General features: G+C 51.6%; 25 protein-coding genes. 13 read left to right on the top strand and 12 right to left on the bottom strand.

All coding sequences use genetic code 11. The features are described 5' to 3' along the window. The first annotated feature begins 19 nt into the window (after positions 1–19). From NBZ79_RS17260 to NBZ79_RS17275, 4 genes are read left to right on the top strand one after another with little or no spacing between them, the layout of a single operon-like run. The gene (locus NBZ79_RS17260; protein WP_251933838.1) at positions 20–943 is read left to right on the top strand and encodes an NAD(P)-dependent oxidoreductase; all 924 of its coding nucleotides are present in this window, start codon (positions 20–22) and stop codon (positions 941–943) included. After that, entirely contained in the window at positions 936–2,423 is a 1,488-nt protein-coding gene (tcuA, locus tag NBZ79_RS17265; RefSeq protein ID WP_251933840.1) for an FAD-dependent tricarballylate dehydrogenase TcuA, read from the top strand. Before NBZ79_RS17260 ends, tcuA begins: the two co-directional genes overlap by 8 nt. 25 nt (positions 2,424–2,448) lie before the next feature. Next, positions 2,449–3,441, top strand: coding sequence for a TauD/TfdA family dioxygenase (locus NBZ79_RS17270; protein ID WP_251933841.1), 993 nt, complete (start codon positions 2,449–2,451; stop codon positions 3,439–3,441). A 53-nt stretch (positions 3,442–3,494) separates the two neighbouring features. After that, entirely contained in the window at positions 3,495–4,271 is a 777-nt protein-coding gene (locus NBZ79_RS17275) for a crotonase/enoyl-CoA hydratase family protein (protein ID WP_251933843.1), read from the top strand. Between the two features lie 12 nt (positions 4,272–4,283). On the opposite strand, the gene NBZ79_RS17280 is transcribed toward NBZ79_RS17275, so the two are convergent. The 4 genes from NBZ79_RS17280 to NBZ79_RS17295 form a co-directional block, all read right to left on the bottom strand. Then, positions 4,284–5,705 carry an MFS transporter gene (locus NBZ79_RS17280; protein ID WP_251933845.1) on the bottom strand — a complete coding sequence of 474 codons (1,422 nt, stop codon included), beginning with the start codon at positions 5,703–5,705 and terminating at the stop codon, positions 4,284–4,286. Positions 5,706–5,817: 112 nt separating this feature from the next. After that, on the bottom strand, positions 5,818–6,279 hold the full coding sequence (locus tag NBZ79_RS17285) for a MaoC family dehydratase (RefSeq protein ID WP_251933846.1): 462 nt from the start codon (positions 6,277–6,279) through the stop codon (positions 5,818–5,820). Between the two features lie 13 nt (positions 6,280–6,292). Beyond that, positions 6,293–7,537: an MFS transporter gene (locus NBZ79_RS17290; protein WP_251933848.1), complete on the bottom strand. Its 1,245-nt coding sequence runs from the start codon at positions 7,535–7,537 to the stop codon at positions 6,293–6,295. Between the two features lie 13 nt (positions 7,538–7,550). Further along, entirely contained in the window at positions 7,551–8,060 is a 510-nt protein-coding gene (locus NBZ79_RS17295; RefSeq protein ID WP_251933850.1) for a nuclear transport factor 2 family protein, read from the bottom strand. A 122-nt stretch (positions 8,061–8,182) separates the two neighbouring features. Between NBZ79_RS17295 and NBZ79_RS17300 the strand changes: the two genes are divergently transcribed. Further along, complete coding sequence (locus tag NBZ79_RS17300; protein WP_251933852.1) at positions 8,183–8,971, top strand: enoyl-CoA hydratase/isomerase family protein; 789 nt, start codon at positions 8,183–8,185, stop codon at positions 8,969–8,971. A 53-nt stretch (positions 8,972–9,024) separates the two neighbouring features. Here NBZ79_RS17300 and NBZ79_RS17305 read toward each other — a convergent pair whose 3' ends face one another. Further along, on the bottom strand, positions 9,025–10,002 hold the full coding sequence (locus tag NBZ79_RS17305) for an NAD(P)H-dependent flavin oxidoreductase (protein WP_251933853.1): 978 nt from the start codon (positions 10,000–10,002) through the stop codon (positions 9,025–9,027). A 104-nt stretch (positions 10,003–10,106) separates the two neighbouring features. On the opposite strand from NBZ79_RS17305, the gene NBZ79_RS17310 reads away from it, so the two are divergent. Beyond that, entirely contained in the window at positions 10,107–10,598 is a 492-nt protein-coding gene (locus NBZ79_RS17310) for a winged helix-turn-helix transcriptional regulator (RefSeq protein ID WP_251933854.1), read from the top strand. Positions 10,599–10,601: 3 nt separating this feature from the next. Here the strand turns inward: NBZ79_RS17310 and NBZ79_RS17315 are convergent, their stop codons facing one another. Then, the gene (locus NBZ79_RS17315; protein WP_251933855.1) at positions 10,602–12,272 is read right to left on the bottom strand and encodes an acyl-CoA dehydrogenase family protein; all 1,671 of its coding nucleotides are present in this window, start codon (positions 12,270–12,272) and stop codon (positions 10,602–10,604) included. Between the two features lie 162 nt (positions 12,273–12,434). On the opposite strand from NBZ79_RS17315, the gene NBZ79_RS17320 reads away from it, so the two are divergent. Then, positions 12,435–13,331 carry a dihydrodipicolinate synthase family protein gene (locus NBZ79_RS17320; protein ID WP_251933856.1) on the top strand — a complete coding sequence of 299 codons (897 nt, stop codon included), beginning with the start codon at positions 12,435–12,437 and terminating at the stop codon, positions 13,329–13,331. A gap of 1 nt (position 13,332) precedes the next feature. Here NBZ79_RS17320 and NBZ79_RS17325 read toward each other — a convergent pair whose 3' ends face one another. From NBZ79_RS17325 to NBZ79_RS17335, 3 genes are all read right to left on the bottom strand, one after another. Beyond that, the gene (locus NBZ79_RS17325; RefSeq protein WP_251933857.1) at positions 13,333–15,216 is read right to left on the bottom strand and encodes an acyl-CoA synthetase; all 1,884 of its coding nucleotides are present in this window, start codon (positions 15,214–15,216) and stop codon (positions 13,333–13,335) included. 110 nt (positions 15,217–15,326) lie between these two features. Next, positions 15,327–15,938 carry a hypothetical protein gene (locus NBZ79_RS17330; RefSeq protein ID WP_251933858.1) on the bottom strand — a complete coding sequence of 204 codons (612 nt, stop codon included), beginning with the start codon at positions 15,936–15,938 and terminating at the stop codon, positions 15,327–15,329. Positions 15,939–15,956: 18 nt separating this feature from the next. After that, entirely contained in the window at positions 15,957–16,790 is an 834-nt protein-coding gene (locus NBZ79_RS17335; protein ID WP_251933859.1) for a polysaccharide deacetylase family protein, read from the bottom strand. Positions 16,791–16,918: 128 nt separating this feature from the next. Here NBZ79_RS17335 and NBZ79_RS17340 point away from each other — a divergent pair, with 128 nt between their 5' ends. The 6 genes from NBZ79_RS17340 (at position 16,919) to arfB (ending at position 21,437) form a co-directional block, all read left to right on the top strand. Next, complete coding sequence (locus NBZ79_RS17340) at positions 16,919–18,040, top strand: saccharopine dehydrogenase family protein (RefSeq protein WP_251933860.1); 1,122 nt, start codon at positions 16,919–16,921, stop codon at positions 18,038–18,040. 2 nt (positions 18,041–18,042) lie between these two features. Beyond that, positions 18,043–19,095 carry a carbohydrate kinase family protein gene (locus NBZ79_RS17345; RefSeq protein ID WP_251933862.1) on the top strand — a complete coding sequence of 351 codons (1,053 nt, stop codon included), beginning with the start codon at positions 18,043–18,045 and terminating at the stop codon, positions 19,093–19,095. Between the two features lie 68 nt (positions 19,096–19,163). Continuing rightward, positions 19,164–19,340 (top strand): PLDc N-terminal domain-containing protein, encoded by a 177-nt coding sequence (locus tag NBZ79_RS17350; protein WP_251933863.1) that lies wholly within the window; start codon positions 19,164–19,166, stop codon positions 19,338–19,340. A 112-nt stretch (positions 19,341–19,452) separates the two neighbouring features. After that, positions 19,453–20,475 carry a glutathione S-transferase family protein gene (locus NBZ79_RS17355; protein ID WP_251933864.1) on the top strand — a complete coding sequence of 341 codons (1,023 nt, stop codon included), beginning with the start codon at positions 19,453–19,455 and terminating at the stop codon, positions 20,473–20,475. 23 nt (positions 20,476–20,498) lie between these two features. Continuing rightward, on the top strand, positions 20,499–20,999 hold the full coding sequence (locus tag NBZ79_RS17360; RefSeq protein WP_251933865.1) for a DUF1499 domain-containing protein: 501 nt from the start codon (positions 20,499–20,501) through the stop codon (positions 20,997–20,999). An 18-nt stretch (positions 21,000–21,017) separates the two neighbouring features. After that, positions 21,018–21,437: an alternative ribosome rescue aminoacyl-tRNA hydrolase ArfB gene (gene arfB / locus NBZ79_RS17365; protein WP_251933866.1), complete on the top strand. Its 420-nt coding sequence runs from the start codon at positions 21,018–21,020 to the stop codon at positions 21,435–21,437. On the opposite strand, the gene NBZ79_RS17370 is transcribed toward arfB, so the two are convergent. From NBZ79_RS17370 to NBZ79_RS17380, 3 genes are all read right to left on the bottom strand, one after another. Then, entirely contained in the window at positions 21,434–22,783 is a 1,350-nt protein-coding gene (locus NBZ79_RS17370; protein WP_251933868.1) for a DEAD/DEAH box helicase, read from the bottom strand. The two genes, arfB and NBZ79_RS17370, sit on opposite strands and share 4 nt — an antisense overlap. Before the next feature lie 186 nt (positions 22,784–22,969). After that, the gene (locus NBZ79_RS17375; RefSeq protein ID WP_251933870.1) at positions 22,970–24,511 is read right to left on the bottom strand and encodes a methyl-accepting chemotaxis protein; all 1,542 of its coding nucleotides are present in this window, start codon (positions 24,509–24,511) and stop codon (positions 22,970–22,972) included. Continuing rightward, complete coding sequence (locus NBZ79_RS17380) at positions 24,511–24,873, bottom strand: hypothetical protein (protein ID WP_251933871.1); 363 nt, start codon at positions 24,871–24,873, stop codon at positions 24,511–24,513. Before NBZ79_RS17380 ends, NBZ79_RS17375 begins: the two co-directional genes overlap by 1 nt. Between the last annotated feature and the right edge of the window lie 25 nt (positions 24,874–24,898).

Genomic DNA, 24,898 nt, shown 5'->3' on the forward strand with positions numbered 1-24,898 from the left:
ATCAAGGAGAAACGACGGAATGGCAAAGATAACCATGGGCTTCATCGGCCTCGGCGTCATGGGAGAACCCATTTGCGCCAATATGACAAAAGCCGGCTTCGGCCCCATGCAGGTTCTGGACCTTAACCCTGAGCCGGTCGCCCGGATGATCGCACTCGGGGCTCATGCAGCCCGGAGTCTTGCCGATCTGGCGAAAGCCTGCGACATTATTTTTCTGTCCCTGCCCGGCGGACCTGAAGTCGAGAAAATAGTCCTCGGAGAGGGCGGGTTGCTGGCAGGCAGCCATGCAGGGCAGGTCATCGTCGATCTGAGCACCTGCCCGGTCACCCTGACCCGCGAGATCCATAAGGCGGCGCAGGAAAAAGGCGTCGAGTTTGCCGACGCGCCGGTCGCCCGCACCCGTCAGGCCGCCATTGACGGCACCCTGAGCATCATGGTTGGCGGTACGCCGCAATTGTTCAAGCGGCTGCAGCCCTATCTGGACGCCGCGGCGGAGGAAATTACCCATTGTGGCGGCATCGGCACCGGCCAGGTCATGAAACTGATGAACAACATGGTGCTGATCCAGTCTGTTGTTGCCCTGTCGGAAGCCTTTGTCACCGCAGAGCGCGCAGGGGTTGATCGCAGCGCACTTGTGGATGTGCTGTCACTGGGCTCCGCCGATAGTTTTGCCCTGCGCAATCACGGAAAAAAGGCCATGGTGCCCAATATATTCCCGGTAAATGCCTTTGCCACGGATTATGCCATCAAGGATATTTCCTATGCGCTGGAGCTGGCGGCGGATATGGGCGTTGACGCCCCGTCGGCAACGCTGGCAAAATCACGGCTGGAGCAATCAAGCCAGAATGGCTTTGGTCAGGAATATTTCCCCGCCGTCATCAATACGGTTTCAGGCACTAGCAAACAGGATTATGACCAACAACTGGAAAAAGAGAATGACTGACATGGAGTATGACGTCATCGTCGTTGGCGCCGGCAATGCCGCATTTTGCGCGGCGTTGAGTGCAGAGGAAAAAGGCGCCCATGTCCTGGTTCTGGAATGTGCCCCGAAAGAGCTAAACGGAGGAAATTCCCGGTTTACGGCGGGGGCGATCCGTTTTGCCTATAATGGGGTGGAAGACTTGAAAAAAGTCATGCCCGACCTGTCGCCGTCGGAAATCGAAAACACCGATTTCGGCACCTATACGGAAGATGAATTTTTCGATGACATGTTCCGCGTCACCCAGTATCGCAGCGATCCGGATTTATGTGAAATTCTGGTCCGGCGCAGTTTCGAAACCATCAACTGGATGCGGGAAAAGGGCGTCCGCTTCGTGCCCATCTATGGCCGCCAGGCCTTTAAGGTCGATGGCAAATTCAAGTTCTGGGGCGGCCTGACGGTTGAATCTGTCGGCGGCGGACCCGGCCTTGTGGATAGCCTGACCGATATCGCCACAGCAAAAGGTATCGATGTCTGGTATAAAGCCCGGGCGTTGGAGCTGATGTTCGATGGCACCAAAATCACCGGTGTGAAAATCCGTAAAAACGGCGAGATGATGGATATCACGGCAAAATCCGTCGTCCTTGCCAGTGGCGGCTTTCAATCGAGCCCGGAAAAACGCACCCGGTATCTGGGCCCCACTTGGGATCTGGCAAAAGTCCGCGGTACCGCATTCAACACGGGCGATGGGGCCGAAATGGCTATTAATATCGGGGCCAGTACCGCCGGTAACTGGTCCGGCTGCCATGCGGTCGGTTGGGACCGGAATGCCCCGGAATTTGGCGATCTTGACGTGGGGGACGGATTCCAGAAGCATTCCTATCCATTTGGCATTCTGGTCAATGCCGAGGGCAACCGCTTTGTCGATGAAGGGGCGGATTTTCGCAACTATACCTATGCCAAATACGGCCGGGAAATCCTTGCGCAGACGGGAAATTTCGCCTGGCAGGTTTTCGATTCCAAAGTCACCCATTTGCTGCGTGACGAATATCGTATCAAGCAGGTCACCAAAGTATCCGCCGATACATTGGAAGAGCTCGCCCAGAAGCTGGAGGGCGTCAATCCCGATCAGTTCCTGAAAACCGTGGTGGAGTATAATAAATCGGTTCAGTCCAACATGCCGTTCAATCCGAATATCAAGGACGGGCGTGGCACCACCGGATTGACGGTTCCCAAATCCAACTGGGCCAACCTTCTGGATGAAGGACCGTTCGAAGCCTATGCGGTGACCTGCGGCATCACCTTCACCTTTGGTGGTTTACGCATCGACACATCGGCCGCCGTTCAAGGCAAGGATTTGTCGTCCATACCGGGATTATTTGCTGCCGGCGAGATTGTTGGCGGTATCTTCTACCATAACTATCCCGGTGGTACGGGCCTGATCAATGGGGCCGTCTTCGGCAAACTTGCCGGGGCGTCAGCTGCCGACTATTGCACTTCGTGATATAATAAAAACAAGGAAATACCTCATGGCCTTTCGCTCCTTCGTCGATCAAAGCATGTTCTATTTTGATCGACCACATACAAATATTCCAGCGCGCAAGATTGGCTGTCTGGCCGATTGGCGGGGTCCTGCGCTGCGGCCGCGACCGGAAGACTGGACCAATATCCTGACGCCATCTGATATCGCGGAGATCGAACAGGCGGTTGATCAGGTCTCTGCTGCCGGATTGGACATTTCCGAAGTGAGCCGCGACAGCTTTTTACTGCCGACATTGTCGACCAAAATTCAGGGCTGGAAATCACAAATCAAGGACGGTCTCGGGTTCGTTCTGGTCAAGGGCCTGCCTGTCGAAGAATGGGGGTTCGAGAAAAGCTCTCTCGCCTATTGGGGTCTGGGTCATCACCTTGGCGTCCCGGGCGCGCAAAACCCCGATAACGAACTGCTTGGTCATGTGATCGATTATTCGGAAGAACGCACCAATCCGCTTGTTCGGCGCTACCGGACCAGCGGCAATATTGATTTTCACTGCGATGCCGCCGATGTGGTAGGTCTGCTTTGTATCAACGCGGCGCGCGCTGGCGGTCAAAGCCGTATTGCCAGTTCCGTTGCCATTTTCAACGCGCTGTTTGATGAAAATCCGGACCTTATTCCCCTATTATTCGAGCCTTTCTTTATAGATCGCCGCGGCGAGGAAAAGCCTGGCGAGAAAGGATATTTCCGGCGGCCGGCCTGCCGCTATGCCGATGGCGAGCTCCGGACCTTTTATCACAGTGAGTATATGCGCTCTGCGGCCCGTTTTATGGACGGCGAGACCCTTGATTCAGGGGTCTCACAGATACTGGATTTTTATGATGATGCCGCGGCCTCGCCGGATTTTCATCTGGATATGTATCTGGAACCGGGCGATATGCAGTTTATCTCCAACCACTCGATCATCCATGCCCGCACAGAGTATCAGGATTACGCGGAGGTGGCGCGCAAAAGACATCTCTTGCGATTGTGGCTCTCTCTCAGTTAAACTCAACCGCGCTCGTCTAGGTTCAGGACCCTAAATAACAAGAAAGAAAAACGATGCGTGACTATGCAAACGGAAAGGTCCGGTCCACGACCGACAATCAGGTGACAACTGTAGTAATCAACCGCGCCGATGTGAAAAACGCCTGCGATGTGGAAACGGTCAAGGGGCTTTATGACGCGTTTCAGGATTTTGAGCAGGATGATGACGCCAAAGCCGCCGTCCTGACAGGGGCTGGAAACAGTTTCTGTGCCGGGGCGGATCTGGCGGAGCTGGCATCGGGCGCCTCCATCGGGTTCAGTTGGGCCGGCACCGACAAAGGCGTCACCCGGCGGCGGTTGAGCAAGCCCGTTATTGCCGCAGTCGAAGGCCATGCCGTGGCGGCCGGGCTGGCGCTGGCTGTCTGGTGTGATATGCGCGTGGCGAGCGACACGGCGGTATTTGGTGTTTTTTGCCGGCGTTTCGGCGGTCCCATGCCCAATGGCTGTACTGTCCGCTTGCCCCGCATCATTGGCGAAAGCCGGGCGCTGGATATGCTGATGACGGGACGCCCGGTTGCCGCCGACGAAGCCCTGCTGTTTGGTTTGGCGGATCGACGGGTGGCAGCAGGAACTGCCCTTGAGGAAGCTCAGGCACTGGCGCAGCAGTTGGCCCGCTTCCCCCAGCTCGCCCTGCTGTCTGATCGGGCATCATCGATCAGTCAATGGGATTTTACGGAAGTTGACGCCATTGATCGTGAAATCGAGGGCAGCAAGCCCGCGTTCGAGCAGCAATTTCAGTCTGGTGCCGGGCGTTTTGTCGGCGGTCAGGGACGCCATGGAGATTTCTCCTGATCGCCTGAGGAGCTAACTCTCGTCTTCTTTTTCCCTGCGAAAAAAGGCGGCAATGCGCGCAGCCGTAATCGGTCCGTCAACAAGGGTCAGGCAAATAACCACACCGACGGCCCCCAAAACCGCATCCATGATAAAGGCCCGGCGGATGCCCTCAACCAGGGTCGGGGCACTGACGACGACCGCCGTATTCAGGCCCAGGCCAATGGCGCCGCCGGCATTCTGGAACATATAGAGTATGGCGCCTGCCAGGCTGGATTGGGACGGATCAACGGAAGTGATGCCCACCGTGGTAATTGACGAGAAGAAAAACCCCAGGCCGACCCCCAGGATCATCATACCCGGAACCAGCCCAACATAGGTTGTTGAGGCATCGAGAAAGGCCAAGATCAATATGCCAAGCGACAGGCAAGCAGAGCCGATGGTCACCATCAGTTTCGGACCAAGCCGGCCATATAACGGGCCAGCGATAAAGGATGTCACAGCGAACATCGCCAATATGGGGAGGAGCCCGACCCCTGCCTGTGCCGCTGAAAACTTCAGGACCTTGACCATGAATTGCGGCAAATAGAAGAGCGAGGCAAAATAGATGACATTAATGGTCAGGATGACCGCAATGGAGGTTTTGAACGCGGAATTCTCCCGGATGGCCTTGGGCACCAGCGCGCCCGGACCGGCACGCCTTTCGACCATAAAGAATGAGCAGATCGCGACCACGGACAGTCCCAGAAGCCCAAAAATAGCCGGGCTGAACCAGCCAAGACCGGCACCGACATCCAACACCAGCAACAGGGCGAACAGGCCGAGCGAGAGGGTAATAATTCCCGGATAGTCAACGGTTTTCTCGATATCTTCCGTCTGGTCTTTCGGCACAACGGACAAGGTGACCAGGATCGCGATAATCGCCACCGGTACATTGATATAGAATATCCAGCGCCAGCTCAGATACTCTGTAAAGACGCCGCCCAGCATCGGGCCCATGGCATTGCCGATGCCGGCAAATCCCAAAATCAGGCCACCGGCCAATGCGGCCTTGTCTTCGGGTACCAGAGAAAAGGTAATACCCAGCATCGCCGGCCAGACCATGGCCCCGCCAATCCCCATGACGCCGCGCGCGACGAGCAACACCCAGACATCCGTCGCCATGGCCCCGATCAGGGAGAACAGCGCGAATATGGTCATGCCGATAAAAAAGATCCGGCGGCGGCCGAACATATCCGCCAACCGGCCTGCGGTGACAACGGAAACGCCAAAAACCAGCACATATCCGGTGATCACCCATTGCGCCGTGGTCACATCAACATGAAAGGTTTTCTCGATTGCCGGCAGGGCGACATTGAGCGCAGTGAAATCATTGCAGATGACCAGCGTCCCCAGCATCATGGCGGCAAGGCCGCTTATCTGGGCTGCTGTCATCTTTTGCGGAACCTTGTCCATGTGATCTCCCTGCCTGGTTGGTGCCAGCCTTAGCTCGGTATCCGGCGACAGATTATCATTCTATTTTTTAATAGGAAAATCCAGAAACAATTTCGCGAGCGGGCAGCCGGGATCAGGCATTTTCCCGGCAGGCGATCATGCGCAGCGGCGTATATTCCACAACAACCTCGCCCTTTTGATTGACGATCTTGTTGCGTGTTCTCACCAGTCCGCGGGTCTTTTTCGACGTCAGGCGGCTTTCGATCACTTCACATTCCACATGGATTGTATCGCCGGCAAAAACCGGGCCCTTGATATCCAGCTCCATATTGAGAAAGGCGAGCCCCGTATGCTGCATGGTGGACTGGACCAGCAGCCCTTCGGCAAAGGTATAAGCCAGCGCGCCAGGCGCCACCCGACCCTTGATATCCGAATGATGCTTCACATATTCCTGATCCGTGAACAGCACTTCCGTCATGCCTGTGCAATTTATGAAATTGACGATATCCGGTTCCGTAACTGTCCGGCCGATGGTCTGAAATTTCCGCCCCAACGGCAGGTCCTCAAAAAAGAACCCTAATCCGATCATTTCCATTTTTTTTCCTTTTTTATTTTTTTTCCATAATACCCGCAGCCGGTATTTTTGCCAACAAAAGCATTACGCCACTTAACGACGCGATGACGGCAAGAATACCATAGGACAGCCAGTAGTGATCAAGATGGCCGACAAGCAGGCCAAAAACCGTCGGAAGGATAAGCACGCCGGAAAACATGGCGCTGGATCCCAGTGCCGTTGCTTCCGTTCGGTATTGTCCGCCATAAACAGCAAATGCCCCATAGGCAATTCCGGTGAACCCGCTGGCCGTGCCCCCTGCAACCGCACTGACAATCAGAATAGCCCAGATGGGCCAGCTGAGTGAAAACTGTCCCGCAGCCAGGGCGGCGCCTGCCATCAGAAAGCCGAGTATGGCCAGCAATTTGATAGCCGATATATATTTGTCGGCGAGCCAGCCCCAAAGAGGGCGGCTTGTCACACCGGCTATTTGATACAAAGCAAGCACCTGTCCGGCGGCAACCAGATCAAGTCCGGTTTCATCGGTTAGATGCAGCGCCATAAAGCCAATAAAACACAGCTGGATCCCGGCATAGCAAAAACAGGCGATGGCCAGCAGCCGAATAACAGGATTATCCCGCAACAGAAACAGCGGTCTTAAGCCCTCCGCCTTGAGAAGTTTATGGGTCGGCGTGCGATCGGCATCCCAGGTGGTGCGATAGTACTGGTACCAGACTATCAGGATAATTGACGGAATGACTTGCACATAGAACGCCATGCGCCAGCCAAATGAAACGGCGAGAACTGGGAGCAACAGCGCTCCCAGCACCCCGCCCAGCGGGACACCGATTTGCCGAATGGAAAAGACCAGGTTCAACACACGCGGGTCCGTGCGCGGGATAAGAAGATGCGTGGAAACCGGTGCCGTCGCCCCGTAACCAGAGCCTAAGACAAACGCACAAAGAGCCAGAGCCGCCACACCGCCGGAACCCGCGATAAGAAGCATGGCAACCACACCCAGCATGACAAACTGCCCGACCCTCACCGCACCGTATTTGACAATAAAATCAGGGGAGAGAACGGCAGAGAAAATACCAATGCCGTACACAGTAGAGACAAAAAAACCAATGAGATTTCCATCGACTTGCAAATCCCGGGCAATCTCAGGCGCCAGTGTCGGGGCGGAAAAGGCCGCCATCGTCGCCAATGTTTGCATCAGCAATGTCAGGATCAACGGTCCATAGGGAATGCCGCTGGCGGGATGGCTTTTTTTCGATATCGGAGGATCTGGTAAGGGCATGAAAGAGGTTAATCTATGTGGATTTCAGCCAGGCCCCTTTTTCTTGTGCCAGAAATTCAACGGTTTCAGGTTGCGCTTCCAGAAGGCGGCCCCATTTTGTGCAGACTTTCGCTAGCCGCTCCGGATGAACACCGAGCTGTGCCATGGCAACACCCCCATTTACACTTTCCCGGTAATCCTTAATCAGTCCATCTTCCAGTATAAACTTGCTCATTCCGTCAATAACCACCCGTTGACCGGCAAATTCGGGCACTGTTGAGGTAAAGGTGGACAGAGACCAGGCATAGGCCAGGTTGCCCTCGCACATGGGGTCAAACATTTCCCACCGATAGTCCTCGCCGGCATCACGATGAAATTGATGTGACATCATATGCGAGATTTCGGCGCGCCCCTGATGATCGCCATAGACATAATCGTGATAAATACCATCCTCCGTAAAGCAGGCGGCAAATGCATCTCCGTCTCCCGCTTCGGCAGCACTGGAAAATTTTTCGAGAAATGCGGCAAAGTCGCGAGTATCCATTTTTATGTCCTTTTTTATTTTGCTCGGCTTGCGTCAAATAAACAGATCTATCCTAATCAAACTGCGCTATGATTTCACAGCGAATGCACGCATATGTCAAAATAATAAAAGCGAACAAAAAAATGACCACATATAAATTCTCCCTTCTTCACTACCATGTCAAAGATGGTATCGCCGAAATCACCCTTGATAATCCGCCTGCCAATGTTATCAACCCGCAAATGACCGATGAATATTTCCAGGCGCTCGACATCGCGAACAATGATTCAGAAGTACGCATTATTCTATTGTCAGGAAAGGGAAAGGGGCTTTCCGGCGGTGTCGACCTCAAGCTTCTTGATACATATGGCCCATCCGAAATGAAAGCCTTCCTCGCCCGTTTCTATGTGGAGATGATTGATAAGGTCCGTTCCTTGAATAAACCGATCATGGCGGCTGTCCATGGTTATGCCATGGAAGGCGCCTGCACACTTGCTTTTGCTTGCGATATGATCATCGCCTCTTCAGACGCCAAATTCGGGTATCCCGGGGTCCCCAATCTTGCAGCACCACCGGGCATGCATGTGTGGCATCTACAACGCCTGATCGGACGGATGAAAGCGGCGGAACTTATTTACACTGGAAAAACCATTTCCGCTGTGGACGCTGATCGACTTGGAATGATCACCCGTGTCGTACCGCCAGAGGATTTGATGTCCGCAAGCCGCGAGTTGGCCCAGGAAGTGGCGGCCATGTCTCCCGTGGGCTTGAAGGCCGCCCGTGAGCTTATCTACCGGATGGAAAATATGGATTTCAAAACTGTTCCGGGGACTGCTCTTGATGCGGTAGCGCTGGCTTTTGCCTCTGATGACAGTAAGGAAGCCCGCCGCGCATTTGTGGAAAAGCGAAAACCGGTCTGGACAGGAAAATAGGCCGGAAATGGTTTTTTTCCGGCCTATCATCATTGAACATATTTTGAGGGTTGTTAGGAGGCGAGAAGCGTCTCCAAACGGCCTTTGATGATATCTTCAGCCTCTCCCATGATCCGGTCGATAAGTTCCTGACAGGTTGGATTGTCATCAATTAGACCTGCGACCATGCCACAGCTCCAGACACCGGCTTCCATATCACCTTCCGTCATTACTTTTGGATAGACACCACCGACGAGTTCCATAATATCCTCGATTTGAGTGTTCGCTCCTTTTTCCCTTTCGATCTCCAGTACTTTTTCAGTAGCACTGTTTTTCAACACCCGTTCCGTGTTGCGCAATGGGCGCATGACCAAGGCTGTGTCCAGCTCTGTTGCCGCAATGATCGCATCTTTTACATTTTGATGAACAGGTGCTTCTTTTGTCGCGATAAAACGGGTGCCCATATTAATGCCATCTGCACCAAGCGCCAAGGAAGCGACCAATTGCTGGGCATTTCCGATCCCGCCAGACGCCACGAAGGGAACCTTTAGTTCCTGCGCCGCCCGCGGTAGCAAAATCATATTTGGAATATCATCTTCGCCGGGATGCCCGCCGCATTCAAATCCATCGACGCTTACAGCATCACAGCCAATCCTCTCGGCTTTTAAGGAATGCCGCACCGACGTGCATTTATGGATGATTTTGATACCTGCCTCTTTCATCTGCGGTAGGTATTTTTCCGGGCTACGGCCCGCAGTCTCAACAATTTTGACGCCGCCCTGGATAATTGCGTCAATATATTCAGGATAAGGAGGTGACGTAAAGCTTGGCAGGAATGTCAGATTCACCCCGAATGGCTTGTCTGTCATATCATTGCATTTCGCTATTTCCTTGGCGAGATCCTCCGGTGTTTTCTGTGTAAGACCCGTAATGATGCCAAGTCCGCCCGCATTGGAGACTGCTGCTGCGAGCTCCGCGAACCCCACGTAATGCATACCGCCCTGGATAATGGGGTGCTGGATGCCAAATAATTTTGTTATTCTTGTTTGCATAGATGCCTCCAATTAGCTACAGTAACCGTAGTTATATGATGTGTTCGAGAGAGCCGCAACTGATATTTTAGAAATTCGCCCCAACCTCAGTGTTTTGATCTGGAATGAGTAGAACTGATTTAACAAAATTCGATTGCAGTGTTGCCCAGACTCTCGATCAGATCGGGGAATGGTGGACGTTGCTCATCCTGCGGGATGCCTTTCACGGGATTAAACGGTTTGATGATTTCCAGACACAGCTTGAAATTTCCCCGACTGTCCTGAGCGCACGCCTTCAATCCCTTACCAGGAATGGTATTCTGGAAAAACGGAAAAGCCGTACGGATGGACGCGCTTTTGAATATGTATTGACCAGGAAAGGATTGGATCTTTATCCCGTTTTACTTTCCTTGATGGCCTGGGGAGATAAGTATGCGCCCAATGGCGATGGCCCGCGCATGGAGCTATTGGACAAGAAAAATATGCGCCCCATACTGCCCGTGGGCGTTCGGTCAGACGATGGCCGCGTTCTCACCGCAAAAGATGTCATTGTCAAACCTGCAAGCGGATCGGATGACCGGATGACCTCTTTAATCAATTATCGAAAGAAGGCCTGAAAATTAAGTGATCCCCTGAGCCCGATTAAGAATGGTTTCGAAATCTGTGTTCGTTGGCAATGAACCATAGGCTCCTGACCAATGATTTCCGAGCCGTGATTCACAAAAAGCGTTTGCCACGGCCGCCGGACTGAACTGAACCAAAAGGGCCGCTTGCCAGGCGAGTGCCATCATTTCAGTCACCCGTCGGGTACGGATTTCCATATGCTCCAGATCCTCAAATTCTGATTTCAAATCCAGGACAAAGGCATCGAGAATTGAATTGCGGCCCAAAGCCTGTTCAATTTCCCCCATAAATGCCGGCATCGCGCGTGGATCCCGATGCATGGCACGCAGGACATCCAGGCAGATTACGTTGCCGGAGCCTTCCCAGATGCTGTTGAGCGGCGCTTCACGATAGAGACGCGGGAGTATGCTTTCCTCCACATAGCCGGGGCCGCCCAGACATTCCAATGCTTCACCAACCAATCCCGGTGCGCGTTTGCAAATCCAGTATTTTCCGATCGCCGTGCCAATACGGGCGAGGGCTTCTTCCGTCTCGTTATTCTCACCCTCACCGATGGCACGCCCCAATCGCAAGAACAGGGCCGTCGCAGCCTCGGATTCGATCGCCAGGTCCGATAACACATTGCGCATTAAGGGCTGCTGGATCAGTTTCTTCTGAAATGCTGTCCGGTGGTTGGCATGATGCAAAGCCTGAACCAGTGCTTGGCGCATCAATCCAGCAGATCCGACGGCGCAGTAATACCGGTTGCCATTGACCATTTCGATTATTGTCCGGACGCCTCGACCCTCCTCTCCCAGCATAACGCCATGGGCTTCCACCAGTTCCATTTCAGTCGAGGCATTTGACTTGTTGCCCATTTTATCTTTGAGCCGCTGGATAAAAAGTCCGTTTCGCGTGCCGTCCGGCCGCCATCTCGGCATGACAAAACAACTTAATCCGTTATCGGTATAGGCCAGCGTCAGAAAGGCATCTGACATGGGCGCAGAGCAGAAAAACTTGTGGCCGGAGAGTATATAGGGTGCCCCGGCTCCTTCTTGCGTTCCCTCCGGACGGGCGCGGGTGGAATTGGCCCGGACATCGGACCCGCCTTGCTTTTCCGTCATGAACATTCCCATGGTCACACTGGTTTTCTCATCCGCCGGAATGTCCCGTTTGTCATATTCCGTGCCCAGCACTCTTGGAAGCCATTCAGCCTCGATGCCCGGTGTCGCCTTCAAGGCCGGAATAACCGAATAGGTCATGGCCATGGGACACAGCACGCCCCCCTCCACCTGATTCAACAGATAATTGAAAGCACCATGGGCAACATGGTTGCCCTCGCGGTTGTTATTCCAGGCAAAGGTTGGCACATCATTACGGATGGCAAGATCCATAAGATCATGATAGGCCGGGTGGAATTCCACCTGGTTTATGCGCATGCCGTTGCGGTCGAATGCGCGCAGGACGGGAGGATTTTGATTGGCCTGGTTTGCCAGCTCAACTGTTGCCTCCAGCCCGGCTTCCCGGCCAAATTCCGACAGCTTTTGCTCTGCCCAAGCGGCACCGTTGCGAGCAATGCCTTCGCGTAACGCCAGATCCGTTACAAATAAATCCTGATCGCCTATTGCCGGCGGCATATTTGTGACTTCATGGGTCGGAAGGCTTGAAATTGGGCTGCGCGCACTCATGGCAAACTCCTTTTATTAAGAGTGTTTTCCCTGCATTATATATTCCTGATAATATGGAGGACAAGCAACAACTATAGCACCCACCCTAGATTACTATTATGATGGATGTTGACCTCCATCCCACTTATTCACTGTTTTTCAGAGTCAGAGAAATCGAAGCAAATGAACGAGACCATAATTGAAGGCGTGATCGCCGCAGTTCCCACCCCTTTTCTCGACGACGGTACGCCGGATCTTGAAAGATTTATCGACCATTGTCGCTGGGCCTTTGCCAATGGTGCAGACGGCCTGAATGTTCTCGGCACTACGGGCGAAGCCAACTCTCAAAACACAAAGGCCCGCAAACAAATTATGAAGGCGGCCGCGGAAAATCTGGACCCGGCAAAACTTATGGTCGGTACAGCTACGCCTGATCTGGAAACCACGGTCGAGCTTACAAGATATGCTAGTGATCTCGGGTACCCCGTCGCACTCGTCCTCCCGCCCTATTACTACAAACCGGTCACCGATAACGGCTTGTTCGGCTGGTTTGAGGATCTGGACCGCAGATTGGGCTCATCCTCCATAGAATTGTATCTTTATAATTTTCCGGCATTGACCGGCATTGGCTTTCCCCTCGATCTAATTGCCCGACTGGCGAAGGAACTAAAAGGCCGCGTAACGGGAATAAAGGATTCAAGTGCAGACCTCCCTTATTGCCGTGACATCGTTGAAAAAATTCCCGGCTTCAAGGTTTTTCCCAGCAGCGAGACTTGTTTGGGCGCGGCGCGAAGTGACGGATTTGCCGGATGCATCTCGGCGTCCGTCAATGTTACCGCCCCCCTCGCGCAAAAGCTTTGGCAGGCCAGCGCCGGGACGGCGGATGCCGAGACTTTACAGAGCATTGTTTCACTCCGCACTCAAATCGCCAGTGTCCCGCTTATCGCCGCTGTGAAGTATTTGATTTCCCAACGCGAAAAATCTCCGCAGTGGGAAGCTGTGCGGCTGCCTCAGGAAACATTAAACAACAACCAGAAAGACGCCCTCTCTGAAGCCGCGTCCCGTCTTGGATATGTTTAGTTCAAGCGCTCCAGACAACCTCATGCTTGACCGTATAAGGGCCCAGTTTATCCTTGATTTCTGCCCGAAGTGACGCTTCATCGCCACCTTTGACGGCAACAGTTGCCAATGTTCCATGAAGATTACTGTTCGAGACTGACACAGAAATGTCCGCCTCGGATCGTAACGGTTCCATTTCCGCGCTAAAGACGGCTTCAACTGCTTGCTGGCGAAGCGCCGGCTTGAATATTTTACCAACACCGGTCAAGGGCATCACATCGATGATATGAAGATCGGCAGGGTTGGCGGCCCGTTCCGGAATACGCTCCCGCGCAAAATCCTGCAGTTCTTCCGCCGTCGCTGACATATCAGGCTTGAGCTGCACGAAGGCAATGGGCATCTCGCCGGTGTAGTTATCAGGGCGGCCGATGGCTGCAGCCAGTTCAACTGCTGGATGCTCATGCAAGGCTTCTTCAATGATGGAGGGATCAATATTATGGCCGCTTCGAATGATCAGGTCTTTCGCCCGTCCGGTCAGCCATAAATATCCATCGGCATCAATCCGCCCCAAGTCCCCGGAAATCAACCAGCCTTCATTGGTAAAAGCATTGGCATTATATTCCTCCTGGACATAACCCGGCATGACGCAGATGCCTTTCATGACAATGATTCCGATTTCATCTACGCCAGCGTCTCGCGTCACGTTATTGTTTTCGTCCAGCATAACCGCTTTGATATCAACAAACGGCAATCGCGTGCCAACGGATCCGAAGCGCGGTTCGCCATGTGGCGGCTGCATGGTGGTAAAGGATGTTACTTCCGTCATGCCGTAGCCTTCGAGCATATTGACACCGGATAGATCCGAAATCGCCTTCAAGACTTCTACAGGCGCCGCCGAGCCACCTGTGAGGCCAACACGTAGGGTACTGATATTCGCGTCACCTACGGGGATATTGAGCAACGCAGAAAGCATTGTGGGAACTGCTCCCAAAATGGTAATCCCGTATTTTTCTACAAGCCGCCAATAATTGCCAATGACAAGCGGATCCCGAAAACCCATCGGGCTCGCGATCACAAGTTTCCCGCCATTCAACAGAGGCACCAAACCGGCCACTATGGATCCGCTGATGTGAAACAACGGCAAACCAGCCAGCAAACTGTCTTCTGTTGAATATGTCATGCCGAAGCCCGTCGAGGCAATTTGCGAAAGCTGCATTCTATTCGTATGCGGCGCAAGTTTTGGGACGCCCGTTGTGCCGCCTGTATGATAATAACCAACGACTTCATCCATGCCCCGGTCAAGCGCACCCTCCGGTGTTGTCGCCTCCTGTACGGCCATAGATTGATCAAAGGGCTTGATCTTTTCGCCATCACATTCATCGCCACCGCCAAGGACAAACACAGCCTTCAGGCTTGGCATATGCTCGATAACATAAGCTGCTTTTTCCCACAGCTCTGGACTTAATGCACGCCCCGTAGCAACCAAGACAGTAGCATTCGCCGCCTTGGCAATGCCCAGGATATGTTCCGGCTCCAGCATGGGGTTCACAGCATTTACAATCCCGACTGCTTCCGCCCCCAACATCGTGAAAATTGCCTGCGGGCAAAGCGGCAATAAATAGGTGACTGTCTCGTCAGGCTGAAGTCCCGCAGATTTGAACAAATGCGCAGTTTGATTGACGCGTCCCAACAGCTGGCTGTATGAAATTGTTACGCCATCTGCCATCGGATCACCCGGAGGAGCCGCAACAAGTGCGGGTTTGTCTGGCACAGCGGCAACAGTGTCGCAAAATGCCTGATAAATATTTTGATAAGGCACCCAGTCTTCAATGGCCGTTGCTTCAAATTTTTCAACATCGGACAAGCCGGCAAAAGACGCGGTAAATTTATTGAGCGTTGCAGTCATGAATTCCTCCCAAAGACGCATAATTCTTTTTGATTATGTCTGCCTATATTTTTTCCCTGAAAGGCATGATGTCAGAATAAATTCGACGCACAACCAAAAACTTGAAATATTTATCGTGCCAAAAGAGTACGGTACCACTCTTCATGGTTTCCTGCATGGTTGGCCATACCGGGTTTAGTCAGGCATCCGCGGGGTTTGATGTAACTATCTATTCGGCGTTGCGGCTTTTCGTGCCAGCCGATATTAAAAGCGGACATTTTCGGATGAAAATACAGGCTACCATATGGAAGATGGTCATGTATCCACCAAGCGAGCGAACGCCAGTCTTCCCCCTTGGCATATCGATCTGCAAACCATGGAATGACAATGCAAGCCATTGCACCGTAGTGACCATTTTTGTCGAGACGATCCCAAACATGCCGTGACCCCGCACGCCTGTTATGGGCGCAATTAAGATCATTCTTATTCCCAAACGCATTCAATTTTGCGCAACGATAAGCACCGCGAATGCGAACAGGACCGAAAGCATCCTGTAACGGCTCCAGCAACTGGGTCGCCAGTTGCTCACCGGCCTTTATGGCGAGATCCGGATCGTCCGGGATATTCGGAATACGGTAGAAACTCCCAATTTCGGAATGCAGAAAGTCACGCATAAAAAAAGATTTGGACAGACGGACTCTGCCTAAATTCTCCAGGCCGGTCATGGACTTAGGTGATTTCATCGGCGTTCCTTTGAAAACTTATTCACTAATACGATTGGTAAATTCCGTCGCTGCATCAGCCATCGTCATAAAAACGGCCCCGCCGGCGATCAAGGAACGGATCAATTCTTCAAGCATCAGCATGCGGTGCCCGCGTCCAATACAAAAGGGATGACAAGTATATGTCAAAACACCCCAATCCATCTTGCGCCTTAGATATTCAAAATCACCCAGCCAATTATTGAGAACATCCTCCGTTGACCGCAAACCGGGCAGCACAGACGTTTTTGATCGAACATATTCGAAATGCGGAAAATCATCTGTTGACCAGCTGATGGGCATTTCGATCAATTGGGAAGGAGGCCCGAAATCCACACGGGCGTCAGGATGAATGACATCGCCTGTTCGCGCAAAATACGGCGTATAGTCGTTCCCCATCATACTACTGTCATATTTAAACCCCTGCTCAAGCAAAAGATCCACGCTATGCGCACTCAAATCCCAGGAGGGTGATCTGTATCCAATTGCTTTGCGGCCACAGAGGCGCTCAATGGCTTCATTTCCCAGAGCCAATTGATCCTGTTCTTCTGCAAATGACAAACTTGCGGGTGGTATGTGTGACCAACCGTGATGCCCAATTTCATGCCCAGCCTCGGCGATCATCCCGGATGTCCGAGGATAGCTTTCGATGGTAACACCAGGAACGAACCATGTAGCTGGGATGTCATACTCTTTAAGTAAATCTAGAACACGTTCCGTACCGACTTCACCAAATTCCCCTCGGGACATTAATGTCGGTGTCGTTCGGCCATTGACAATCCAGCTCGAGACAGCATCATAGTCAAAACTCAGACAAACAATATGGCGGCGCATTATAGTCTCCTATCACGGGCATTTTCTCTATTCATGATGCTCCAATAACAAGAACAGGCTACTCTTCATCGGGCAAGGCTGCAACAAGCGTGCACTACTGCAAATAACGACAGATTATGGAGCAAAAAATGTCCTTTTCGAAGATTGCTGTTCTGGGCTTGGGAAATGTCGGTTCTCTTGCCGCTACTTTATTGTATGAAGCTGGCTTCGAGGTCGTTGGAATTGATAGCCGCAAGCTACGGACAAAAATTTCCTTTGAAACCCAAGCCCATGACATTGCGGATGTTTCGCTGTTGCCGGAAATTCTTCGGCCATTTGAAGCTGTCTTATCCTGCCTGCCCTATTTTTTGAATATTGATGTGGCGCGAACCGCGCACCAGCTTGGAATTCACTATTTTGACCTGACAGAAGATGTTGCAACAACCCAGGCCGTTCTCGATCTCAGTAAAACGGCAACCACCGTAATGGCACCACAATGTGGACTAGCGCCTGGGTTTGTCGGCATTGTCGGTGCGAACCTTGCTGAACAATTCGACACGGTTCGCACCATTCGCCTGCGTATCGGTGCGCTCCCTCAAAACCCGACGGGATTGCTGGGCTATGCTTTTAACTGGTCTCCTGAAGGGGTGGTCAATGAATATTTAAATGACTGTGAAGTCATCGAAGAAGGGCAACGAAAATGGGTATCCCCCATGGAGTGGGTGGAAACCATCTTGATTGATGGAAAAAAACTCGAAGCATTTACCACCTCCGGAGGGCTTGGCACCATGTGTGAAACCTATGACGGCAAAGTGGAAAACCTGGATTACAAGACCATGCGCTATCCAGGTCACGTGAAGCTGATGAATTTCTTTTTTCACGAGTTGTTGATGCGCGAGAACCGTGAACAGGCCGGAACGATCCTGACCCACGCAAAACCGAGGGTCGACGATGATGTGGTCTATGCTCATATTTCGGCAGAAGGTGAAATACAGGGCCGTCTGCAGCGTAAGGAGTATGTCCGTAGCTATTACCCCATAAAAATGGCCGGTCAAAGCTGGACCGCCATCGCCTGGACAACGGCGGCATCAGTATGCGGTGTCATTGAAATGGTCCGTAAGGGTTCGTTGCCTGCTCAGGGGTTTATCAAGCAGGAAAAGATCCCTCTTCCCGCCTTTTTGGAAACAACAACAGGAAGCCTGTTTGAAACAGCTGCTAAGGAAAGCCGACAAATACTGGTCGGACATGACCTCCAACCAAAGAAAGCCTGAGAATGAGTTTTACCGGATTAAATGCGCTGACTTTTGGGTCTGCGACCATTGATGTGATCGCGATCGTCCCCGATGAAGACATCGAGCGCATCACAATGACCAATGCCACTTCGTCCTTTCTTTTACTTGAGGAAGGTCGAAAAATAGATGTTAGTTCAATTAAGTCTTCAGTCGGTGGAGGCGGCACCAACGCAGGCGTGGCGCTGGCGCGCCTTGGTTTCTCCACCAGTACCTTTGTGCGGACCGGTGATGATCTTGAAGGCAAGGAAATCGTCGAAAGACTGAGTGTCGAGGGGATAAAGACTGACCTCATCATTCAGGATGCCGAAATGCCGACAGGCAAGGCGATCATGGTCACGTCCCATGTCTGTAATCCGACAATTTTTACGAACAGGGGCGCCAACACAACATTGATAGAAAGTGAAATCGACCCGGCAATATTTGCTGATCGCCATCTCGTTTACATTGCCAGTCTATCCGGTAATTCGGCGGCCTGCCTTACGCATATCGTTCAAGCCGCTAAAGAATCCGGCGCCTTCGTTGCCACTAATCCCGGGATTAGACAGCTCACCTATTGGGCGGGTGACATGATCGAAGCCTTGCCCTTTGTAGATTTGATTTCAGTTAATGCGGTGGAAGCCGAACAATTGGCGCTAACCCTACTCCCCAAAGGCAATCGCGTACATGCTATCCCGGATCATGCCGGGGGTCCTGTTCTGCTGCATAAAGGACTGGCGGGCCGCTCGCTTGAAGTGTTTGTGGCGGAAGTTTGTAAATTGGGACCGAAAATAGTCTTGATTACAAATGGCGCAGAAGGTGCCTATGCCGGGACAAAAGATGGCATTGAATTCTATCCTGCCGGTAAGGCGGAAGTTGGGAATACAGCAGGTGCAGGAGATTCTTTTGCGACAACATTCTCCGCGTTCGCATCCGTTGGTTCAGATATCGTCACTTGCCTCAAGGCGGCATCTGCAAATGCGTTATCCGTCATCGCTGCACCTGATACCCACTCCGGCCTATTGACCGGGGACGCTGTAAAACGGGCCATTGAATAAAAAATACACGAAATAGCGACGAGACCGTTTATATTGAGTAAATTGCTGCACGAATGAAGGATGATAATATGGAGTTTGGAGGAATATTTGGGCTGATTATTCTAGCCTTGGATATCTATGCCATCGTGAAAATATTCCAAAGTAGCGCTTCTACGGGCGCAAAAGTACTTTGGATATTGTTGGTTCTTATCTTACCGGTGCTTGGACTTATCATCTGGTTTTTCGCCGGACCAAAAGACGGCTAACCGACCTCAAATTTTGAACCATAATTCCTGATGCAGCTATCGGTATTGTCGACTGGACCGTCCCGCGCAATTGCAATAGACTTCTCCTTCGCTTGCAAAAAGGAGAAAAATAATGAGCGGACAACAGTCTGGGCCATATACCTTAATCGGATCAAACGGCTCCCCCTATTCGCTAAAGATGAGAGCATTGATGCGATATCGACGGTTGCCCTTCAATTGGGTATTGCGGACGACACGCAATCGGGCTGAATTTGAGGCCGTCAAGCCGGCTCTGGTACCCGTTTTGAAACTCCCTGAAGATGGCAGTCTGCATATTGACAGCACGCCTCTTATCTATCGGCTAGAAGACCGTCACCCGGACGCCCGCTCCGTGATCCCAAAGAACAAAGCACATGCTTTCTTGTCTCACCTGATTGAAGATATGGCGGACGAATGGTGCACAAAAATGATGTTTCATTATCGATGGACATATGATGCGGATATTCATTACGCGAGCTACTGGATCGCGGACGACAGCTTCCCTGATGATGTGGGAGAAAAACGCGACTCAATGGCTAAAAGCTTCGCCGAACGCCAGATCGGGCGTATGCCTCTCGTAGGTTGCACACCGGAAAATGCACCGGTTATCGAAACAGGATATCAACGTATCCTCTCGCTCCTTGAAACCCATGTCGGACAATATGAGTTCCTGTTTGGCACCCGTCCCTCTATTGGTGACTTCGGGCTTTACGGTCAGTTGAGAGTATTGGCCACAGATCCAACGCCGTTATCCATTATCAGGGCTATTGCCCAACGGACCGAGAGCTGGTTGCGACAAATGGATGATGCTTCTGGTATTGAAGGTGATTGGGCTGCAAAAGATACTCTGCCCGCTGCCACACAGGGCCTGTTGGAGTTTGCGGGCTATGTCTACCTTCCTTTTCTCGCAGCAAATGCACAAGCCATATCCAAGGGCCAGGATAGTTTCAGCCTGACTTTGTTGGATCATCCCTACAGTCAAGGCGTATTCCCGTATCAGGTGAAATGCTTGCAGGATCTTAAAAGACGTTATAATGAATTGTCAGAAGAAAATAGAGCCACCGTCGATCATTATTTAGGCGGAACCGGTGCTCTTGAAATTCTAGCATCGAACTAAGCCTTTGAAACCAGGAACCTATTATGTTTCGTAAGATATTGAAGCCTCTTATCGCGATTTTCGGTATAGCTCTAGTCGGTCTCGCCATCTTGAGATTTACACCTCTATGGGAAAATGTCTTACCCGCTGGCGACACCACGAAAACGGATTTCGCAACAGTGACGCCGGCAGATAGCCCAAATTGGTTTTTAGTCTGCCCGCCCGATTATTGCCTAAAATCAAAACCCAGCCTTGTCGCTCCTGATTTCCCATTCAGTCCCAAAAAACTACATGCGGCCCTACAAAGCCTTATCAAAGAGCAATCCGACATCAAGATATTGTCGGAAACAAGCACAACCTTTGAACTTGTAGTCAGGACAAAGTGGGTGGGCTGGCCTGATCATGTCTCTATCCAGATTTTACCCGCAAGCGTTAGTGGCAGTACGCTTGCCATTTACAGCCGTTCAAATTACGGGCGATCGGATTTTGATGTCAATCGCGATCGGATCGAAGGCTGGCTTTTACGTTTAACTGAAATGAACTAATTTTCTGCGGCTTGAAAAATGATACCAATTACCGCTAGCATTTCCCTTGATGAAGATGAAATTCAGGAAAGTTTCATTCGCTCTTCCGGACCAGGCGGTCAAAATGTTAACAAAGTAGAAACGGCCGTACAAATCCGATTTGACGCGCGGCATAGCCCAAACCTGTCGGCAGCGGTTATCCATCGATTGACGAAAATCGCCGGTCAAAAAATGACCAAGGAGGGTGTCCTGATATTGACGGCCAGCGAACATCGTAGCCAGGACCGCAACCGAAAAGCAGCTGTTGAAAGGTTGGCGGAAATGATCCGAGAAGCTTGCATAGTGCCTAAATATCGTCGACCGACCAAACCGACTTATTCTTCAAAACTAAAACGCCTGGAGAAAAAGCAGCGACGGGGGAATGTAAAAAAGACACGCGGCAAAGTGCAGTTTGATTAACCCTGCGCCCCTGACTTGGCGGGCCGCGACCGACGATTTGAAGGCCGGCCTTTGCGTTGCGCGCCACTTCCCGGTTTGGCACTATTGGATTTGGGTTGATTGATACGCCGGTTCGGTTTGTGTTTACCCGAATTTGAGCGCCGGTTTCGGTTATTGGGCCGGTCCGTGGTTCCGCTGTCATCTTTTTCCGCCAATGGCGCGATCCCTTCGCTGTGAAAAGGATGGTCTTCCATAAGCGGTAACTGCTTTCGGATGGTCTTTTCGATATCTCGCAAATAACTGCGCTCGTCATGATCCACAAAGGAGAGAGAGACGCCCGCCGCTCCCGCACGAGCCGTTCGACCGATGCGATGCACATAGCTTTCAGGCTCGTTCGGGATTTCGTAATTGATCACATGGCTAACGTCATTTACATCTATGCCCCGGGCCGCGACGTCTGTGGCAACCAGCGCCCGAATATCGCCGGTTCGAAATTCGTTCAAGGCTTTCTGACGGGCATTCTGGGATTTATTGCCATGGATTGCGCCGGACGAAATACCTAATTGCTCAAGCTGCCGGGAAACACGGTTCGCACCATGCTTGGTCCGGGTAAAGATCAAAACGCGTTTCAACGCCTCATCTTTAAGTAAATGTGCCAACAATTGACGCTTGCGGCCTTTTGGAACCATCAGGACATGCTGGTCCACTTTTTCCGCAGTCGTCGCGGTTGGCGCAACTTGTATTCGCACCGGGTCTTTTAAAATACTGGCGGCAAGACCTTCAACGGATTTCGGCATTGTTGCCGAGAAAAGAACTGTCTGCCGATCTTTAGGCAAGCGATCGATGATTTTCCGTATATCGCGGATAAAACCCATATCAAGCATCCGGTCGGCTTCATCCAATACCAAAAATTCAACAGACTGTAAGTTGATATGCTTTTGGTTCATTAAATCGAGCAGTCGGCCCGGCGTTGCGACAAGAATATCAGCGCCGGAAAGCATGGCTTTTACTTGCGACTTGGGAGATGCGCCCCCGTAAACCAGCGCCATGCGCAAATGCAGATATTTGGTATAACCCTTGATGTTCTCCGCTATCTGGACTGCCAATTCCCTGGTCGGGGCAAGGATGAGAGACCGTGCTTCCTTCGGGTTACGCTTGCCTTCATCTTTCAATAGCTTCTGGATGATAGGAAGTGAAAAGGCGGCAGTCTTACCGGTTCCGGTCTGTGCCAACCCGACCAGATCTTTCCCTTCGAGAATATTCGGGATAGCCTGGCTCTGGATTGGGGTCATCTCTTCATAACCACCCTCCTGCACAGCACGCAGGACGGATTGGTTAAGTCCGGAATCCGAAAATTTACTCATCATGTTTACTTTCTAGCTCTTCATCAGCGCTGCCAATGGAAATGGAATGGCTGCCGGCACCCTTGGCTACCTGTTTCGCACGCCTGTTCCTATATGAGCTGGACTTGTATCGTAATCGAGCCGCATGTCAACATGCGACCCGAAATGTTAACGCAGAATGAGATTAGTCACACACTATTTTCAGGGGTCTCAGCCCGTGCGCATTTTCTGTACGAAGCCGATTATCTCAGATTTCAAGCTAGACGTATCACTCGCCAGGGCATCTGATTGTTGAACGAAATCAGCTGCCGCACTGTCACTTCGGATTGTCACATTCTTAATGTCGGAGACATCGGATTTCACTTGTTGGGTACTTTCATAGGCCCGTTTGATACTTCCGGAAATATCTCCGGTTACCGCTGTCTGTTCTTCGATAGCTGAGGCGATGGAGGTTGTTGCCTCACTAATTTGATTTACCGTTTCATGAATTGTTTGAATCTCAGATGCGGCTTGATTACTGACTTGTTGGATACTGCCAACTTTACCCGTTATTTCTTCGGTTGCTCGTGCCGTCTGTGTCGCCAAATTTTTAACTTCGGATGCAACAACCGCAAAACCCTTGCCGGCTTCACCGGCGCGCGCAGCCTCAATCGTAGCATTCAGCGCAAGGAGATTGGTCTGTTCAGCAATGTCATTGATCAGATTGACAACTTCCGAGATTTCCTCTGCCGCCACGGTAAGATCGCCCATGGTTGCGGTCGTGGATTTGGCCCTGTTTGCCGCATCCTTGGCCACAGTGCTGGATTGCCCGATCTGTTGAGAAATTTCGCGAATTGAGTTCCCCATCTCTTCGGTGGCGGAATTCACAGATTGTACGCTTTCTGACATCTGCTCGGTTGCCTGAGTTGTTGTCTCCGTTTTATCACCTACTTCATGGGACAATACCTTCATCTGGTCAGCCAATGCCGCCAAGGCACTGGATTTTTCAGATACAAGGTCTACGATGCCTGAAATTGAAGTTTCAAATTCCTGCGCCATTTCATCCCGCTGCTGTTTGACTTGCAATTCGTTCACGGATTCCAGCTCGGATTTCTCTGCTGCCATTTTATCAGCCTCAGATTTTGCCATAACGGCTTCTTCTTGGGCAGCGGCGGCCACACGGCTTGCTTCTAGCGCCTTCTCTTTTTCTTCTTCAGCATTCCGTACCGCATTTTCAGCTGTTTCCACCGCCAGTTCGGAGGAGGCAAATGCTTCAGACAAACGGTAGGTAAGCCAAATCAGGGTTCCTGTTTCCAAGATCACTACCGTTGCATGGAGGACTACTCGCCAGAAATCTGCCCCGCTTGGAAATACTGCGGCTGGATAGACAAAATTCAAAACCAAATGGTGTGTTGCGACGGTTGCGGCTGCTATTAAAATGGCTTTCCAGTCACATAGCGCCGCAATAATTGCAAGCGCTGCGAAAAAATACATATGAACATCGATTTGCCATGGATGGCCGGCGAAGGCATAAACCAGCAACGAAACCTGAACCATATATGAGACAGCAGCCAGATAACGGAAAAGGGCTTCTCGTTTTGCCATGAGCCATGCTGCCGTCGGCAATGCTGCAAATATGGCACTTCCGGCCAATAGTGTAATCCAATCAGCCCCCAGCAAATAGGCACTGACAGATATCACCACAACATGGATCCATAGGAGAAAAAGAATGATCTTGGAGATCGTTGATCTCAGGGTATCCAGCGTTCTCATTACGTATTTCCAATCATTGTTGTATTGTTTTTCCGCGTAGATGTAAGGCATCCACCTGCAAATATGGCGTCCAGAACCAGCCAGGCACCGACGTCATATATTTTCTCAATTTGATTTGAGTGCGTGAGGTTAAGAACCATAATGCTCTCAATCGCCCCAATTCGTTGAAACTTGATTTCTAAGGGTGCCAGTTGCCGGACAATGTCACCAGCGGACAAGGTGGGGTTAAAGACGACAGCTACTTCTCGGCTGTCCTTACCGGGCGCAAAATGAAGGGAAAAAAGAAAAGCGAAACTACAGGCCATCAATAGAATGGCCAAGAAAACGGCATATCTTTCATCTTGTGTATTGTTGCTGCGCACACTTGCTCACTAATCAAGAATTTAA

This window comes from Sneathiella marina (assembly GCF_023746535.1).
Classification (GTDB): Bacteria; Pseudomonadota; Alphaproteobacteria; order Sneathiellales; family Sneathiellaceae; genus Sneathiella; species Sneathiella marina.